Origin of the sequence: Pseudomonas sp. NBRC 100443 (genome assembly GCF_030268185.1) — a bacterium.
In the GTDB taxonomy this organism is placed as follows: domain Bacteria; phylum Pseudomonadota; class Gammaproteobacteria; order Pseudomonadales; family Pseudomonadaceae; genus Pseudomonas; species Pseudomonas citronellolis.
This window is the reverse complement of the sequence record NZ_BSQE01000028.1, coordinates 84583-100116: the sequence shown is the minus strand read 5'-3', so window position 1 is coordinate 100116 and position 15534 is coordinate 84583. Positions and strand designations below refer to the sequence as shown.

The window sequence follows — 15534 nt, the reverse complement described above, 5'->3', positions numbered from 1 at the left end:
GCCAGACCGTCGAGCATCCATTTGGCACGCTCAAGCACTGGATGGGCTCGACGCACTTCCTGACCAAAACGCTACCCCGAGTGAGCACCGAGATGAGCCTGCATGTGCTCGCCTACAACCTCAAACGGTTGATGAGCATTTTGGGCATCCGCGAAGCGGTGGCGGCCTTGCAGTCCTGAGAAGGACTTTTTCCACGCTTCTTGCCGTCTCCCGAGGCGATCGCAGACCTCAGATGCCCCACTACCGCAAGCAGAACGCTATTTCGGCCCAAACCCCATCTCAGCCTTTGCCATGGACCAGGAGCGATGCAGAACCCCGAGTTTTGCTCTTTTCACACAGCCTGGACCCAAAGCAGCGCAGTTTTCTCTTGCCTGAATACGCGAAGCGTTTCATCCAAGGCGAGCATTGAGGTCAATGCACGCAGCTGCCCGGGAACCTGGCCGGCCTGCGTATAACCCGGCCGTCCTGCTGAAGATCTATATCTACGGTTACCTCAGCCGCATCCTGTCGAGTCGCCGCCTCGAACATGAGGCACAGCTCAACATCGGGCTGACGTAGCTGAGCTTTTCATTGGGCAGGCGTCACACTAGGAACGGGGTGATCGCTCTGCTGTACCCATTGCGTACGCCAGAGGAGAAGAAGCCCCCGCATTGGGATTTGCGGGCGCAGCCGTCGCACTCTGGTACGTACTCGTTCTTCCAATCGCTGATGGACTTACGGTAATAGGGAAGCACGTCATCGTTCACCAAGCACAACTGGTGGTTATAAACGGACACGTTCATGCGATAGGCTGCCAAGATGCCTACAGCTTCACTCAGGACGTCTCGGTAGTCTGCGGGGTCAACCCACAGGGCATCCAAATTGGCGCGCGTGAAGCCAATCATTTCCAGTCCCATCAGCGTCACGTGATCGACGAACAGAAGGTTCCGCGCGATGTACTCGCACAGTTGCGGTAGGCGACTGATCGACTGCTTGTGCAGCACGATCCGAATCTCAACCTTCTGACCAAGACGCTTGAGGTTGAGGATCCCTTGAACGGTTTCCTGGAATGCTCCCGGCGCTTGAACAATGTAGTCATGCAGGTCGGGATCATCGGAGTAGAGTGGGATTCCGATCATGATGTCGGGGTGCGCAATCTCTGCGTACTGTCGAGCAAAATGCTCATCTGCGAACGTGCGTCCGTTTGAGAGCACATGGACGACTGTCCTCGGCAGATACGACTTCATCATCCGGATGAGATTGATGAATCGCCTCCCTGCCAGCGTCGGTTCTCCACCTGAAAAACCTACCTCAGGCGTTTCCCTGGGGATCAGGGGAATCAGTGCCTCGAGCTCATCGAGTATCCAGCTGTCGTCGATGTTCTTGGGAGGCTGAGAACACATCAGACAGTAGTGGTTGCACTGCTCAGTTACCAGCAGCGAGTTGTGACCGGAGTTGGCCCTGAAGAGCACTCGGATCGCCTGGCCGTCCAGGCGGATGATGTCGTTGTGGCCCAGGTAGTTGTAGTCATTGGGCAGCAAGGTGAACGAGCTCTTTCCTTCCAGCTCTCGAACGCGCCATTCAAGAGGCTCGGGGATTAGATAGTGCTGGTAGCCTTCCGGCAGCTCCTGCGAAGAGACCAGGAATGCTCTAGTCGTCCGCAGCACCATCGGCAGCTCCGGGTTGGTGCTCACCTGCAGAAGCAATGGGCGATCTTGGACTTCAACCAGTTGGATTCGACCGACTTTCCCAGCGAGTTTCAGCATGCGTTGGCCCACTGCATGAAGAGGCGGCGAGTGGATGCATCAGACTGCATCAGGCGGATAAGGTGTTTGAAGATCGTCATGTTCCGCTTGCAGAACGAGGACTCTGATTTGCGCCCCAAGACGTCTTTGAAAATGGCGTGATGGAAGACCGGCTCGGCACCGCAATAGGGCTCAAAGGCGCAGTCAGAACACATCGGCGCACTAAGCGTGAAAGACTGTTCCAAAGCGTCGAGCAGCACATCGGAGAGGATGATGTCTTCGTAGCTGTCAGTCAGGATGTTGCCCAACCGGAAGGACTGATCACCCATCTCTGCGAGCATCCGACTCTCGTCCGATGCATAGACCGAGCCGTCGTAGTTGAAGACGATCGCCGCGATGCCGGCGCCGGCGGGGTTCATCAGATCAACATAGCCCGGGTCATTGCTGGTCAGCATCTTCTTGAGGATCAACGATGCATAGTGCTCAACGAAGGGGATGCCTGCCTTGTTCAGCTCGAGGATGTACGCGAGGCCTTCCTTGTAGAATTCCAGCCAGCGCTCCGTATTGTAGGTCATGAATTTGCGGGTTTTGATCGCAAATCCATACGGAGAAAGAGCCCGAAGAAAAATGCCGTTGAACCCCAGTCGAACGTACTCATCGATGATTTCACGGACTCGAGGCAGGCTCTTGTCCGTGGTAGTCATGAGGGCGCTGACTCTGTCCACGCCGAGGACATTTCGAGCCTTGGCCAAGCCATCTTCGAAGCGTTCGAAGCTATCGCGACCGACGCGTGGGCGATTGGCGTTGTGTAGGTCTGCAGGACCATCGAGCGAGGTCGACAGGATGATGTCGTGCTCGTGGCAGAACGTGAGGACTTCGTCAGTGAGCAGTGAAAGCGTGGTGGCGATGACAAACTCAAGATCACGCTTTTCAACCAGGTTACGCCGTTTTGCGGCCTCGACCACATAGCGCACCATCTCGAAATTCAAGAGCGGCTCGCCGCCCTGGAACTCGATCTTGATCGCTGGGTTAGGAGATCGGAAAACGAAATCTAAAGCCTTGTCCGCCATCTCTGGCGTCATGTCGAAGGCTTCCCCGTCCATTTGCCGCGACACTTGGCAGTACGGGCAGCTGTGGTCACAACGCAGTGTCACAACGAAGATGTGGAGGCTAGTGAGGCCTGCCAGTCGCGAGAGGCGCGTACGCAGCTTCAGCGCCAGCAGATCCAGCGGTGCCTGCTCATCGGCGTATCGGATGAAATGCTTGGCACGCAGCGACGCATAGAGCGGATGTTCAGCGGCAAGATCTTTGGAGAGGAGCGCGCGCAACTCCTCCATCGGCACGACAAGGTGTTCGCCGGTCATGTTAGTAATGACATAGTCATCACCTTCGAGGCGGTCGAATTTGAACGGCAGCAGCTCGTACCCGTCTCGCCGGATATAAGCATCCAGTCCTTGGAATTTACTCACTTCAGTTCAGCCTGGCATTGGAGAAAGCCAATCCCATGATTAGGTTGCGGATGGGGGCGGTTTCTGCGTGAAGCTGTGCCCGCAACTGATAGTCGAGGACGTCTTTGCGGAACTCTTCGACAGCGCGTTCAAACGCGTCTTGCTCTGTCGTGATGTTGCCGATCAGCTTGCAGAGCATGTTCCCGCCTTCGACCTTTAGATTGAGCGTGAAGGCGTGCATAGAGCGATATGCCGCCTTCTGGATCGCATCCACACCATACAACTGACTGTCGAAGGTCAGCTCAGCGAGACCAGCCATCAGCGGCTCGAGTAGTGCGAGCTGTGAGAGCTATGGGAGGCGTGCGAGCTATGCGAGTAGTGGGCAGCGACCATCTGGCCGTCTTCTCCACGCTTGAGGATGAAGCTGAAGAGGTTGTCGCCTTGGCGACCGGTGACCATTTGCTCGCCGACGTTGACGATTGGCAATGCCGCCCCCTGGTTCTCAATGGCAGTGTTCTCAGCTGCCTTGTCGGTTCCATGCACTGCAACGGAGGCCGAGGCTTGGTTAGCGGTTACGGCGGCAGTCAGGGTAGCAAGGGGCAGCAGGAAATCACGTTTTTTCATCTCAACATCCCTGTGAATGGTGGGGGTATAGCGGCACTATAGGGGCAGATCCATGGTGGAGCAAAGTGCCATTAGTCGAAATTTCACTGACTCCAGCGGACTAACCTTTGTAGGTGCTGCAGCTGCGAATCAGCCCGCTTAGCGCGGCATCTCGGATTCACCTGCCGTTATGCAAAGCTTTAACTGTCAGTGTCCGCTTCTGGCCGAGGCTGTGTAAAAACGCTCGCTCATAATCGAGGTTCACGTCGCTACGTAAAATTTGCGGAGGTTTTCTAGGCTGAACCGGCTGGAATTCGCGAGGAAGTGCGCAATTCGCTCGCTTTTTTAGCAGACCCGATTCTCAGAAACGTTTTTACACAGCCTGGGCCGTTCTCTGCCGTTCACCTGCTAGAGGCTTTGCATCACCCTGCATCGGGGAGCCCGAGCAGCACCAGAACTACTGTCCCGCGGTAGCGGAAGGGGGCTCAGGGGCCCCATTCACAGTGCTGACGTTGCCCTGCTACAAGGAGCACAAAAAAGGCGCCGTGAGGCGCCTTTTTTGTCGGCTTTCACTAGGTCATCTAGGGAAAACTCGTCGGAAGCGTCCACCACCTCAGTGCAGGTAAGGTATGTGAGTCTAGGCCTAGGTGTTTACGCTGGATGAGCCCTCGCTATTGGTCTTCCAAGCTTCCAGCATATCCGCCCATTGCTGCATCATTTTAGCCCGGTCGGCTAGATACTCTGCGTGGTTATAGGTGCGCCGAACTGCATTCTGCTCGGTATGTGCCAGTTGCCTTTCGATCCAGTCTGCTGAAAATCCCATTTCATTGAGTCTGGTGCTGCCTGTCGTCCGTGTGACGTGAGGGCTGTATTTTCCGCCCCAGCCCAAGACGTTGAGCATCTGGCGGAATGAGGAAGCTTCATCAGTCAGTCCTTCAGTACCGCGAAAAACCTGCTTTTAATCTGATTGCTCAACGAAGCGACACGACTTTTCTGTCCCGGTTTTCCTTGATGGCTGACATCGAAAGGTTGCCGGTAGCTGATTCCTGAATGTGTTCACTCCACCACGCCATCATCGGACGTCTGCGCTCGATATAGTCCGCCCGGTTGTAGGCGCTGCGAACCTCGTCCTTGTCTACGTGAGCCAGCGCCACCTCGATCAGTTCAGGATCCCAGCCATGCTCGTTGAGGATGGTGCTCGCCATCGAGCGCATGCCGTGGCTGACCAGGCGCCCTTCGAAACCCATGCGTTTGAGTGCCATGTTGGCGGTCTGGCTGTTGCAGTGGGTGCGAGGGTTCCGGTCTGCGGGGAACACGTATTCCCTGTGCCCACTGTAGGGTTTGATCGCTTCTAGGAGCGCGAGCGCCTGCTCCGTGAGCGGGACAATGTGCGTACGGCGTTTCTTCATGCGTTCTGCAGGGATCGTCCAGATCTTCTTCTCGATATCGATGTCCACCCAGCGGGTGGTCGCTGCCTCGGCTGGCCGGGTCATAGTGTGAAGCTGCCATTCGATCAGGCAGCGGGTTGTCCTTTTGATGCTGGCATTGGCGATTGCCACCATGAGTTCTTTCAGCTCATCAGGAGGCAGTGCTGCCATGTTCTTTTTCTTCGGCTTCTTGAAGACGGAGCGGATCCCACTGAGTGGGTTCGCGTGAATCAGTCCCGAGTTGACCCCGTAGGTCATGATCTCATTGAGCCGCTGTGTCAGCCGCTTAACGGTTTCGAGGCTCCCCTTGGTCTCAAGCGGCCGGAGTAGGTTGATCACCTGGGGGGCGTTGATGGCGGAAATCGGAGTGGTGCCCAAGTCGGGGAAGATGTGCAGCGTGAGGGAGCGCCAGATGTCTTCGGCGTAAGCTTGCGTCACCGCATCCTTTTTCAGTTCATACCAAGCCGTCGCCACATTCTGGAATGTGTGCTCGGTTGCCGCCTTCTTGGCTTGCTGCTCTGTATTCCGTTTCTCTTTGGGGTCGATGCCGTGGGCGAGGAGTTCTCGTGCCTCAACGGTTCTCTTGCGTGCTTGCGCCAATGAAACTTCGGGGAAGGTTCCGAGGCCCATGTTGATCCGGCTCTTCGTCACCGGGTGACGGTAGTTGAAGTTCCAGAGCTTAGAGCCATTGCTTCTCACTCGCATCTGTAGGCCGTCACCATCGCTCAGGACATAGTCCTTCTCCTGAGGTTTGGCGGCTTTGACCTTGAGATCAGATAGGCGGGTTGCTTGGGCGCACATGGGGTATTCCAGGGACGGTTTCGGTATTCCAAAAATTACCAGTGGATGGCTTGGAATACCACTTGGAATACCGAATCTCATAGATCCTGCTGGACGCTATCGGATCGTGATGACGCTGAAAGCCCCGTATTTACTGGGTTTCAGGCGAAAAAAAAGACGTCCGAGGACGTCTTTAGATGTGTATTTGGTGGAGCCGGGGGGATTTGAACCCCCGTCCGCCAGCTCTCCGCTATCGGTTCTACATGCTTAGCCATCTCTACTGAGTTAACTCCGCGCGGCCCGAGTGGCAGGGCGCTTGGAGCGAGCTGTATGAGTTTTAGCCGTTACGTCTACAGCGAACTTGGCGGCGATCCTGTTCTATCTGACAGACCTAATCTTCGGGTTTACAGGCATCCCCTAGGGTCTGCTGGCGCCCTTAGGCGGCCAGAGCGTAGTTGTCGTCGTTGGCAACTATGAACTGTGGCAGCGGATTTACGAGAACTGTCACCTACTCGGCATGCCCCTCAAGTTTTGTTACCGGCGTCGAATCCTAATCGGCCCCAGAACCTTTGAAGGTCCCGGCCAGTGTACGGCAAAGCCCCCGGCGAGTCCACCGGGGGCTCTGCAAGCCCCTGTCAGGCCAGGAGTTTCAGCACGGCGGCGGCCACCGCTTCGCTCGATGCGGGGTTTTGCCCGGTGATCAGCAGGCGGTCCACTTCCACGTGGCTCTGCCAGTCGTCGGCCTTGGCGTAGCGGCCGCCCTTGGCCTTGAGTTCGCTCTGCACCAGGAAGGGCACCACGTTGGTCAGGCCCACGGCTTCTTCCTCGCTGTTGGAGAAGCCGGTGACGTGGCGGCCCTCGACCAGCGGCTTGCCGTCGCCGTTCTTCACGTGGCGCAGCACGCCGGGGGCGTGGCAGACGGCGGCGACCGGCTTGCCGGCGCTGACGAAGGATTCGATCAGGGCGATGGAGTACCTGTCCTCGGCCAGGTCCCACAGGGGGCCGTGGCCGCCGGGGTAGAAGACGGCGTCGTAGTCGGCTTCGTTCACCTCGGCCAGCTTGCGCGTGTTGGCCAGGGCGGCCTGGGCTTCGGGGTCCTTGCGGAAGCGCTCGGTGGCCGGCGTCTGGGCGTCGGGCTCGTCGCTTTTCGGGTCCAGCGGCGGCTGGCCGCCCTTGGGCGAGGCGAGCGTCAGCTCGGCGCCGGCGTCCTTGAACACGTAGTAGGGCGCGGCGAACTCCTCCAGCCAGAAGCCGGTTTTCTTGCCGGTGTCGCCCAGTTGGTCGTGGGATGTGAGCACTACCAGGATCTTCATGGCCTCTCCTTGCATGCAGCGGTGTGTCGGCAGGCGCCGGCCGGGCGCCTGGCGGAACCGTCAGTTTAGGCGCTGCGCCGTGGCTTGCACGGCGGCGCCGGCGTTCAGCGGCCGAGGGTGATGGCCAGGTAGGCGACGTAGAGCGCGCCGTTGCCCAGCAGCGCCCAGGCGGCGATGCCGTCGTGGCGGGCGTTGAGGCGCAGCCAGAGCGCCGCGCCGAGGGTCACCAGCACCCCGGTGAGCACTTCGAGGCGCGGCTGCCAGGGCGTCAGCAGGATGCCGATGGCCGGCAACAGGGTGCCCTGGAAGACCATGGCGCCGGTGATGTTGCCGAAGGCCAGGGTGTCCTTGCCGCGGCGCACCCAGAGGATGCTGTTGACCTTCTCCGGCAGCTCGGTGGCGATGGGGATGATCAGCAGCGAGAGCAGCAGGGCGGAGATGCCGAGCAGGTCGGACAGGCCCTCCACGCCGTGGATGAAGCCCTTGGCGCCGAGCACCAGCAGGGCCAGGCCCAGCACCAGTTGCACGAGGATGGTGACGACGTTGGTCGGCAGGCCCAGGCGCGACAGCCACATGGGGTTTTCCGCCGCGGTGCCGTGGCCGTCTTCCACCAGGTCGCGGGAGGCGCGCAGGGTGAGGGTGATGTAGCCGATGTAGGTGAGCACCAGCAGCACGCTCAGGCCGATGCGGTAGCTGTGCAGTTGCGAGGGCACGAACATCGCCACCGTGGCCAGGCAGAAGGCCAGGAGGAAGAAGTTGAGGTCGCGCAGCAGGCCGCTGCGCTCGGGCACCAGGCGCCCGCGCAGGCCACGGCCGCGGAGGACGAAGCAGGCCATCAGGCAGGTGGACAGGGTGGAGAGCATCAGCGGCGCGCCGAGGATGGCGCCCACGCCCACTTCTTCGTTGAGCGAGACGTTGCTGGTGCCGGCCACCAGCGCCAGCAGCGGCACCAGGGTTTCCGGCAGGGCGGTGCCGATGGCGGCGAACAGCGAGCCGGTGACGCCTTCGGAGATGCCCAGGCGCTCGCCCAGGTGTTCCAGGGCGTTGGTGAAGAGTTCGGCGGCGATCAGGATCAGCAGCAGCATGCCGAGCAGTTCGAGGACGAAGGTCAGCATGGCGCGCGCTCCTCGCGGATGGAGGGCGATTCGGGACGGAGGCGGTGCATCACGGTGGAACTCCCGGCCGGTGTAGTACCCATGACCATGCGCCTCCCCGGCCGTTGCGGAGGTTGCATGGTCAAAGGTCTTGCCAGGCTTTGCGCTGGCCACGCCATGGCCTGCCGGCCAAGGATGTTGACGTGGTCCCCGCCGGTGTTCCGGGCGGGCGGCTACTCCCCAATGACGCCGGGCATTCTAGCGGATTGCCCGGCGCGCTCAAGGGGTTGTTTCCTCATGTGTCGATTGCCGCGGCCCGGGGCCGCCGCGTTTCCCCGCTCGCGGCGGCGCCCGCCGGGCGTCGGTTCAGCTGCTGGACGAGGCTTTCAGCAGCTTGAGGGCCTTCTCGGTCATGGCCACGCAGGCCTGGGTATTGCCCTGTTCCTGGGCCTGGGCGGCCTTTTCCTGGAGCCGCATGGCCTGCTCCTGCACGCTGTCGCTGCGGTTGGTGCTCTGCATGCTCTCGTCGATTCTCTGCAGGTTGTCGCTGCAGCGGTCGGCGGCGAACACCGGCGACGCGAGCAGCGCGGCACTGATGAACAGGATGGTGGTTTTCATGATGCGGTACCTGTACGGCTGAACATGTCACAGGCGGCGACTCGCCAGGCGAGCGGGGCCTGCACGGTGGACTGCGCCGCAGGTGCCGGGGTTCAGGAAAGTTGCGCGGACGGCAGTTCCACCCGCACGCCCAGGCCGCGCCCGTCCAGGCCGGGGTGCAGGCTGATGTGGCCCTGGTGGATTTCCACCACGCGCTTGACGATGGGCAGCCCCAGGCCGCTGCCGCCGGTGCCGGAGGCGACGCCGGGGCTGCGGTAGAAGCGGGTGAAGATGGCGGCCTGCTCGGCGGCGGCCACGCCGGGGCCGGAGTCCAGCACCCACAGCTGCACCTTGCCGCCCTCGGTGCCCAGGCGCACTTCCACGCGGCCGCCCTCGGGGGTGTAGCGCAGGGCGTTGCTCACCAGGTTGCCGAGCATGATGCCCAGCCACACCGGCACGCCCATGACCACGGCGCCCTGGCTCTCCAGGGTCAGCTCGATGCCCTTGTCGATGGCCTGGGGCGCCAGGTCGGCGATGGTTTCCTCGCTGAGCTGGCCGAGGTCGACGGGGGTGAAGGTCTCGTGCAGTTCCTCGTTGTCCAGGCGCGCCAGCAGGAGGATCTGCTCCATCAGCGTGCCGATGCGCTCGACGCTGCGGCTGACCTGCTGCAGGCCGTGGGCGAGCACCGCCGGGTCGGAGGAGCGCAGCGCCACCTGGGCGTGGGTGCGCAGGCTGGCCAGGGGGGTGCGGATTTCGTGGGCGGCGTCGCTGGTCAGGCGGCGCTCGGCTTCCATGGCGGTGCCCAGGCGTTCGAGCAGCAGGTTGAGTTCGTTGACCAGGCTGTGCACTTCCACCGGCGCGCGGTTGAGCGCCAGCGGCTGCAGGCTGCGCGCGCTGCGCTGGTGCAGTTGCGCGGTGAGGCTGCGCAGCGGCGCCAGGCCGTTGTTGACGCCGAACCACACCAGCAGGGCCAGCAGCGGCAGGGCCAGCAGCAGCGGGAAGAGGGCGCTGAGCAGCAGCAGGTGCAGGGTGTGGCTGCGGTGGTGGAGGTTTTCCACTACCCAGATGCGCGCGTTTTCGTCGCGGGTGCTCAGTTGCAGGACGCGCCAGGTGATGCCGCTGTGACGGATTTCGGAGAAGCCGGTCTCCAGGGTTTCCAGGCCCGTGGGCAGGCCGGGCGTGGCGAACAGCGGCTGGCCCTGGTACCAGAGGCTGTAGCCCAGGGCGGATTCGCGCTTGATCAGCGGCAGGCCCTCGATGGCCTTGCGGCTGCGGGCGATCAGCTCGCCCTGGCCGCCGGCGACGTCCACCAGGCGCAGGGCGGCCTCGCCGAAGTCGATCATGTCTTCGTCGTAGAGCCGGTCCACCTGGCGCGAGGCGAGGTGGTAGGTGAGGGTGCCGGCCAGCAGCCAGCACAGCGTCACGCCGCCGATCAGCAGCAGCAGCAGGCGCCGGCTCAGCGAGCCGGCGCGGCGCGTGCGGCCGGGCGTGGCGCTCAAGGCGCGTCCTTGGCCGGGCGGTCGATGCCGTAGCCGATGCCGCGCACGGTGCGGATCAGCTCGTTGCCCAGCTTGCGCCGCAGGTGGTGGACGTGGACTTCGATGGCGTTGCTTTCCAGCTCGCCGTCCCAGCCGTACAGGGCTTCCACCAGGCGGGTGCGCGAGAGCACCTTGCCGCGCTGTTCCAGCAGCAGGCGCAGCAGGGCGTATTCGCGCGGGGCCAGTTCCACCGGCTCGCCGCCCAGGCTGACCTGGTGGGTGGCCGGGTCCAGGCGCAGCTGGCCGTGTTCCAGCAGCGGCTGGGCGCGGCCGGTGTGGCGGCGGGTGAGGGCGCGCACGCGGGCCAGCAGTTCGTCGAGGTCGAAGGGCTTGCTCAGGTAGTCGTCGGCGCCGGCGTCCAGGCCGGCCACGCGGTCGGCCACCTTGTCGCGGGCGGTGAGGATCAGCACCGGGGTCATGTCGCCGCGCTTGCGCAGGCCGCGCAGCACTTCCATGCCGTCGCGCCGCGGCAGGCCGAGGTCGAGCACCAGCAGGTCGAACTCGTCGGTGGCCAGGGCCTGGTCGGCGGCCACGCCGTCGGTCACCCAGTCCACGGTGTCGCCTTCCAGGCCCAGCCCGGCGCGGATGCCGTCGCCCAGCAGCGGGTCGTCTTCAGCCAGCAGGATTCTCATCTTCGCCCCCATTCGCATGCTGTCGCCGAGCAGGATAGCCGCAGCGGCGGTTTCGCGGCAGAGGCTGGCAGGGCTCGCTTAACGTGGGGTTAAGGCTGGCGCTTTTCGTAGGATGGGTTGAGCTTGCGAAACCCATGCGGTGGTGGCGATGGGTATCGCTTCGCTCAACCCATCCTACGGGGAGCTCGCCGGGTGGTTGCGTGCCGGGGCAACGGCGGATAACCGCGAACGGTTATTCGCCCTACGGTGCGTCGATCCGCTGCGCCTGCGCGCGGGGGCGGGTTACGCGGTCCACCAGGTAGACCACGCCGTGGTAGTCGATGCCGCTGTGGGCGCTCAGGCCGATTTCGCAGGTGCGGCTGGTGGAGATGCCTTCTTCGCAGTACTGCACCGCGTCTTTCAGGCTGCGTAGCGAGTGGGCGTTGAGCTCCGGGGTGGTGAAGCCCTTGTCGCCGGCGAAGCCGCAGCAGTGGATGCCTTCGGGGATCACCACTTCGTTCGTGCAGCGGCGCACCAGGTCGATCAGCGCCTGGCTTTCGCCCAGGTGCTGGGTGCTGCAGGTGACGTGCACCGCCACCGGCTTGTCCAGCGGCTGGAAGTCTAGGCGCTCGACCAGGAAGCTGCGGATGAACTTCACCGGGTCGTAGATTTGCAGCCGGCTGTCGGCCAGGTCCTGGACCAGGCGCAGGGTGCAGGGGCTGGTGTCGCAGTAGATCGGGTCGAGCCCGCCGCGGCTGGCCTGCAGCAGCGCGGCCAGCAGTTCGTCGCGCTTGTCGTCGGCCTGCTGCTTGTAGCCCTTGGAGGCGAAGGGCTGGCCACAGCAGAGGTTGTCGGCGTTGTCCGGGAACACCACCTGGTAGCCGGCCTTTTCCAGCAACTGACGGGTCTTGTCGATCAGCGGCACCTGTTCCTCGTCGCCGGCCGCCGGGCCCATGGCGCGTGACACGCAGGCGGTGAGGTAGACCACCCGCGGCTTGTCGGCGATATCGCTGGCCGCCGGCAGGCTGAAGCGCACCGGCTGCGGCATGGCCGGCGTCCACTGCGGCACGCGGCCCTTGCTGGCATGGCTGATGGAGGCGCTGAGGCTGGCCAGGCGCGGCGCGCCGAGAACCATGCGTGCGCCATTGGCGGCATGCAGCATGAAGCGCGTGCCTTTCATCGCCGTGGCGAAGTTGCGCGCCAGCCAGGTGGCGGTGCCGGCGTGGCGGGCCTGCTCGCCGCGCAGCTTCTTCACCAGCTCGCCGGTGTTGATGTTCACCGGGCAGCGCTGGGCGCACAGGCCGGTGGCGGCGCAGGTGTCGATGCCCTGGTACTGGTAGTCGCGCTCCAGTTGCGTGGTGTCGACGCCGCTGCGGCGCTTGGCCTGGATATCGCGCCACATGACGATGCGCTGGCGCGGGCTCAAGGTCAGGCCCTTGGACGGGCAGACCGGCTCGCAGAAGCCGCACTCGATGCACTTGTCGACGATCTCGTCGGCGGCCGGCAGCGGCTTGAGGTTCTTCAGGTGCAGTTGCGGGTCGTCGGTGAGGATGACGCCGGGGTTGAGGATGCCCTTGGGGTCGAGCAGGCGCTTGAGCTGCCACATCAGCTGGTAGGCGTCGTGGCCCCATTCCAGCTCGACGAAGGGCGCCATGTTGCGCCCGGTGCCGTGCTCGGCCTTCAGCGAGCCGCCGTATTCCACCGCCACCAGGTGCGCCACGTCGTCCATGAAGGCCGAATAGCGCGCCACCTGCTCGGGCGAGTCGAAGCCCTGGGTGAAGACGAAGTGCAGGTTGCCCTCCAGCGCGTGGCCGAACAGGATCGCCTCGTCGTAGCCGTGCCTGTCGAACAGCTCGATCAGGCGGTTGACGCCCTCGGCCAGTTGTTCGACGGGGAAGGTGACGTCTTCGATGATCACCGTGGTGCCGGTCTCGCGCACCGCGCCAACGGCCGGGAAGGTGTCCTTGCGGATGCGCCAGAGCTGGTTGTAGACGAGCGGGTCTTCGCTGAAGTCGACCTGTTTCTCCACCGGGAACTCGGCGATGGAGGCCATGATCTGCGCGAGCTGTTCGTGCAGCAGCGTCTGCGTCGCCGCGCGGGATTCGATGAGCAGCGCGCAGGCGCCGGCGGACAGGCTCTTCACCCACACCGGCATGCCCTGCATGTTTTCCACCGAGCGCAGGCTGCGGCGGTCCAGCAGTTCCACGGCGGACACCGGCTGCTGCTTGAGCACCGGCACGGCCTTGCAGCAGGTTTCCACGTCGGGGAAGACGATCAGCGCGCTGGCCTTGTGCGGGTGGTCCGGCACGGTGTCGTAGGTCACTGCGCTGATGAAGCCCAGGGTGCCTTCGGAGCCGACCATCAGGTGGGTGAGGATGTCCAGCGGCTGGTCGTAGTCCACCAGGGCGTTGAGGGAGAAGCCGGTGGTGTTCTTCAGGCGGTACTTGTGGCGGATCTTCGCCGCCAGCTCGGTGTTGGCGCGGGTCTGCCGGCCCAGTTCGGCCAGTTGTTCCAGCAGCTCGCCGTGGCTGGCCTGGAAGGCCTCGACGCAGGCTGCGTCCTCGCTGTCCAGCAGGGTGCCGTCGGCCAGCACCAGGCGCAGGCCGGCCAGGGTGTTGTAGCTGTTCTGCGCGGTGCCGCAGCACATGCCGCTGGCGTTGTTGGCGACGATGCCGCCGATCTTGCAGGCGTTGATCGAGGCCGGGTCCGGGCCGATCTTGCGGCCGAAGGGCGCCAGCCAGGCGTTGGCCTGGGCGCCGATGACGCCGGGCTGCAGGCGGATCTGCCCGCCGCTGGCGCGGATGTCGCGGCCGTTCCAGTTGTCGCCCAGCACCAGCAGCACCGAGTCGCTGACCGCCTGGCCGGAAAGGCTGGTGCCGGCGGCGCGGAAGGTCACCGCCACCTGCTGGGCGTGGGCGGCGCGCAGCAGGGTGCGCACCTCGTCTTCGCTCTCCACGCGGATGACCAGCTTGGGGATCAGCCGGTAGAAGCTGGCGTCGGTGCCGAAGGCCAGGGTCGAGAGCGGGTCGTCGAAGCGGCGCTCGCGGGGGATCAGGTGTTCTACCGTGTCGAGGAACGCGGCGGGCAGGCTCATGGCGGCTCCAGTCATCATCGGTGAGCGTGGACCGCTGGACGGCCCATCGGTGTTCTTTTGATTTTGCAGGAGCGAGCTGGCTCGCGAACCCGGCGGGCTCGGAGCCGGGCAGGTTCGCGAGCAAGCTCGCTCCTACAGGGGGCGCTCTCAGGCGCCGAGTTCGCGCACCAGCGAATCGCGGGTGATTTCGCCGATCGACTTGGCGCCGGTGAGCACCATGGCCACGCGCATTTCCTTCTCGATCAGCTCCAGCAGGTTGCGCACGCCGGCCTCGCCATCCACCGCCAGGGCGTAGAGGAAGGCGCGGCCGAGCAGCACGCTGTCGGCGCCCAGGGCGATCATGCGCACCACGTCCAGGCCGTTGCGGATGCCGGAGTCGGCGAGGATGGTCAGGTCGCCCTTCACCGCGTCGGCGATGGCCGGCAGGGCGCGGGCGCTGGACAGCACGCCGTCGAGCTGGCGGCCGCCGTGGTTGGAGACGACGATGCCGTCGGCGCCGAATTTCACCGCGTCCTTGGCGTCCTCGGGGTCGAGGATGCCCTTGATCACCATCGGGCCTTCCCAGAAGTCGCGGATCCACTCCAGGTCCTTCCAGGAAATCGACGGGTCGAAGTTGGCGCCCAGCCAGCCGATGTAGTCGGCCAGGCCCGTGGGGTTGCCGCGGTATTTGGAGATGTTGCCCAGGTCATGCGGGCGGCCCAGCAGGCCCACGTCCAGCGCCCACTGCGGGTGGGTCATGGCCTGCCACATGCGCCGCATGGGTGCGTTCGGGCCGCTCATGCCGGAGTGCGCGTCGCGGTAGCGGGCGCCGGGCACCGGCATGTCCACGGTGAACACCAGGGTCGAGCAGCCGGCGGCCTTGGCCCGCTCCAGGGCGTTCTTCATGAAGCCGCGGTCCTTCAGCACGTAGAGCTGGAACCACATGGGCCGGTCGATGGCCGGCGCCACTTCCTCGATCGGGCACACCGAGACGGTCGACAGGGTGAAGGGCACACCCTTGGAGGCCGCGGCGCGCGCTGCCTGCACTTCGCCGCGGCGGGCGTACATGCCGGTCAGGCCGACCGGGGCCAGGGCCACCGGCATCGCCAGGGTCTCGTTGAACAGTTTGGTTTCCAGGCTCAGCTCGGACATGTTCTTCAGCACGCGCTGGCGCAGGGCGATGTCCGACAGGTCCGCCACGTTGCGGCGCAGGGTGTGCTCGGCGTAGGCGCCGCCGTCGGCGTAGTGGAACAGGAAGGGCGGAATCTTGCGTTGGGCCGCGGCGCGGTAGTCGGTGGAGGCGGAAATGATCATCTGGCAGGGCAC

Annotated in this window: 13 protein-coding genes, 1 other RNA gene, 2 pseudogenes and 1 riboswitch; of the genes and pseudogenes, 2 read left to right on the top strand and 14 right to left on the bottom strand. The window is 63.8% G+C overall.

Annotation, left to right across the window (positions count from 1 at the left end; all coding sequences use genetic code 11):
- On the top strand, positions 1-179 hold a 179-nt coding region (locus tag QSJ95_RS28300), incomplete at its 5' end, for a transposase (RefSeq protein ID WP_285646893.1).
- A gap of 235 nt (positions 180-414) precedes the next feature.
- Positions 415-552 (top strand): annotated as a pseudogene (locus QSJ95_RS28295) (transposase); the annotation flags it as partial.
- A 29-nt stretch (positions 553-581) separates the two neighbouring features.
- Here the strand turns inward: QSJ95_RS28295 and hxsC are convergent.
- The 14 genes and pseudogenes from hxsC to lldD all read right to left on the bottom strand — a co-directional run bounded on the left by hxsC (position 582) and on the right by lldD (position 15522).
- Positions 582-1745 (bottom strand): His-Xaa-Ser system radical SAM maturase HxsC, encoded by a 1164-nt coding sequence (gene hxsC / locus QSJ95_RS28290; protein ID WP_058488387.1) that lies wholly within the window; start codon positions 1743-1745, stop codon positions 582-584.
- The gene (hxsB, locus tag QSJ95_RS28285; RefSeq protein ID WP_034076272.1) at positions 1739-3193 is read right to left on the bottom strand and encodes a His-Xaa-Ser system radical SAM maturase HxsB; all 1455 of its coding nucleotides are present in this window, start codon (positions 3191-3193) and stop codon (positions 1739-1741) included. Before hxsB ends, hxsC begins: the two co-directional genes overlap by 7 nt.
- Before the next feature lies 1 nt (position 3194).
- Positions 3195-3491, bottom strand: a complete 297-nt coding sequence (gene hxsD, locus QSJ95_RS28280) for a His-Xaa-Ser system protein HxsD (RefSeq protein WP_058488388.1) — start codon at positions 3489-3491, stop codon at positions 3195-3197.
- Positions 3491-3796, bottom strand: coding sequence for a His-Xaa-Ser repeat protein HxsA2 (gene hxsA2, locus QSJ95_RS28275; protein ID WP_034076276.1), 306 nt, complete (start codon positions 3794-3796; stop codon positions 3491-3493). The genes hxsD and hxsA2 overlap by 1 nt, the downstream gene beginning before the upstream one ends.
- A gap of 622 nt (positions 3797-4418) precedes the next feature.
- Positions 4419-4694: pseudogene (locus QSJ95_RS28270) on the bottom strand (tyrosine-type recombinase/integrase); the annotation flags it as partial.
- A 52-nt stretch (positions 4695-4746) separates the two neighbouring features.
- Entirely contained in the window at positions 4747-6003 is a 1257-nt protein-coding gene (locus QSJ95_RS28265; RefSeq protein WP_058488389.1) for an integrase domain-containing protein, read from the bottom strand.
- 185 nt (positions 6004-6188) lie between these two features.
- Positions 6189-6544, bottom strand: a transfer-messenger RNA (tmRNA) gene (gene ssrA, locus QSJ95_RS28260).
- Positions 6545-6617: 73 nt separating this feature from the next.
- Positions 6618-7295 (bottom strand): type 1 glutamine amidotransferase domain-containing protein, encoded by a 678-nt coding sequence (locus tag QSJ95_RS28255; RefSeq protein ID WP_285646888.1) that lies wholly within the window; start codon positions 7293-7295, stop codon positions 6618-6620.
- A gap of 104 nt (positions 7296-7399) precedes the next feature.
- Positions 7400-8410 carry a sodium:calcium antiporter gene (locus QSJ95_RS28250; protein WP_285646887.1) on the bottom strand — a complete coding sequence of 337 codons (1011 nt, stop codon included), beginning with the start codon at positions 8408-8410 and terminating at the stop codon, positions 7400-7402.
- A 63-nt stretch (positions 8411-8473) separates the two neighbouring features.
- Positions 8474-8643: riboswitch (yybP-ykoY riboswitch) on the bottom strand.
- A 112-nt stretch (positions 8644-8755) separates the two neighbouring features.
- Positions 8756-9007 (bottom strand): PA2433 domain-containing protein, encoded by a 252-nt coding sequence (locus QSJ95_RS28245; RefSeq protein WP_043268982.1) that lies wholly within the window; start codon positions 9005-9007, stop codon positions 8756-8758.
- A gap of 92 nt (positions 9008-9099) precedes the next feature.
- Positions 9100-10485, bottom strand: a complete 1386-nt coding sequence (locus tag QSJ95_RS28240) for a sensor histidine kinase (RefSeq protein WP_285646885.1) — start codon at positions 10483-10485, stop codon at positions 9100-9102.
- Positions 10482-11156: a response regulator gene (locus QSJ95_RS28235; protein ID WP_009613084.1), complete on the bottom strand. Its 675-nt coding sequence runs from the start codon at positions 11154-11156 to the stop codon at positions 10482-10484. Before QSJ95_RS28235 ends, QSJ95_RS28240 begins: the two co-directional genes overlap by 4 nt.
- A gap of 241 nt (positions 11157-11397) precedes the next feature.
- The gene (locus QSJ95_RS28230; protein ID WP_285646881.1) at positions 11398-14229 is read right to left on the bottom strand and encodes an FAD-binding and (Fe-S)-binding domain-containing protein; all 2832 of its coding nucleotides are present in this window, start codon (positions 14227-14229) and stop codon (positions 11398-11400) included.
- 147 nt (positions 14230-14376) lie between these two features.
- Complete coding sequence (gene lldD, locus QSJ95_RS28225) at positions 14377-15522, bottom strand: FMN-dependent L-lactate dehydrogenase LldD (RefSeq protein WP_043318588.1); 1146 nt, start codon at positions 15520-15522, stop codon at positions 14377-14379.
- Positions 15523-15534: the final 12 nt, after the last annotated feature.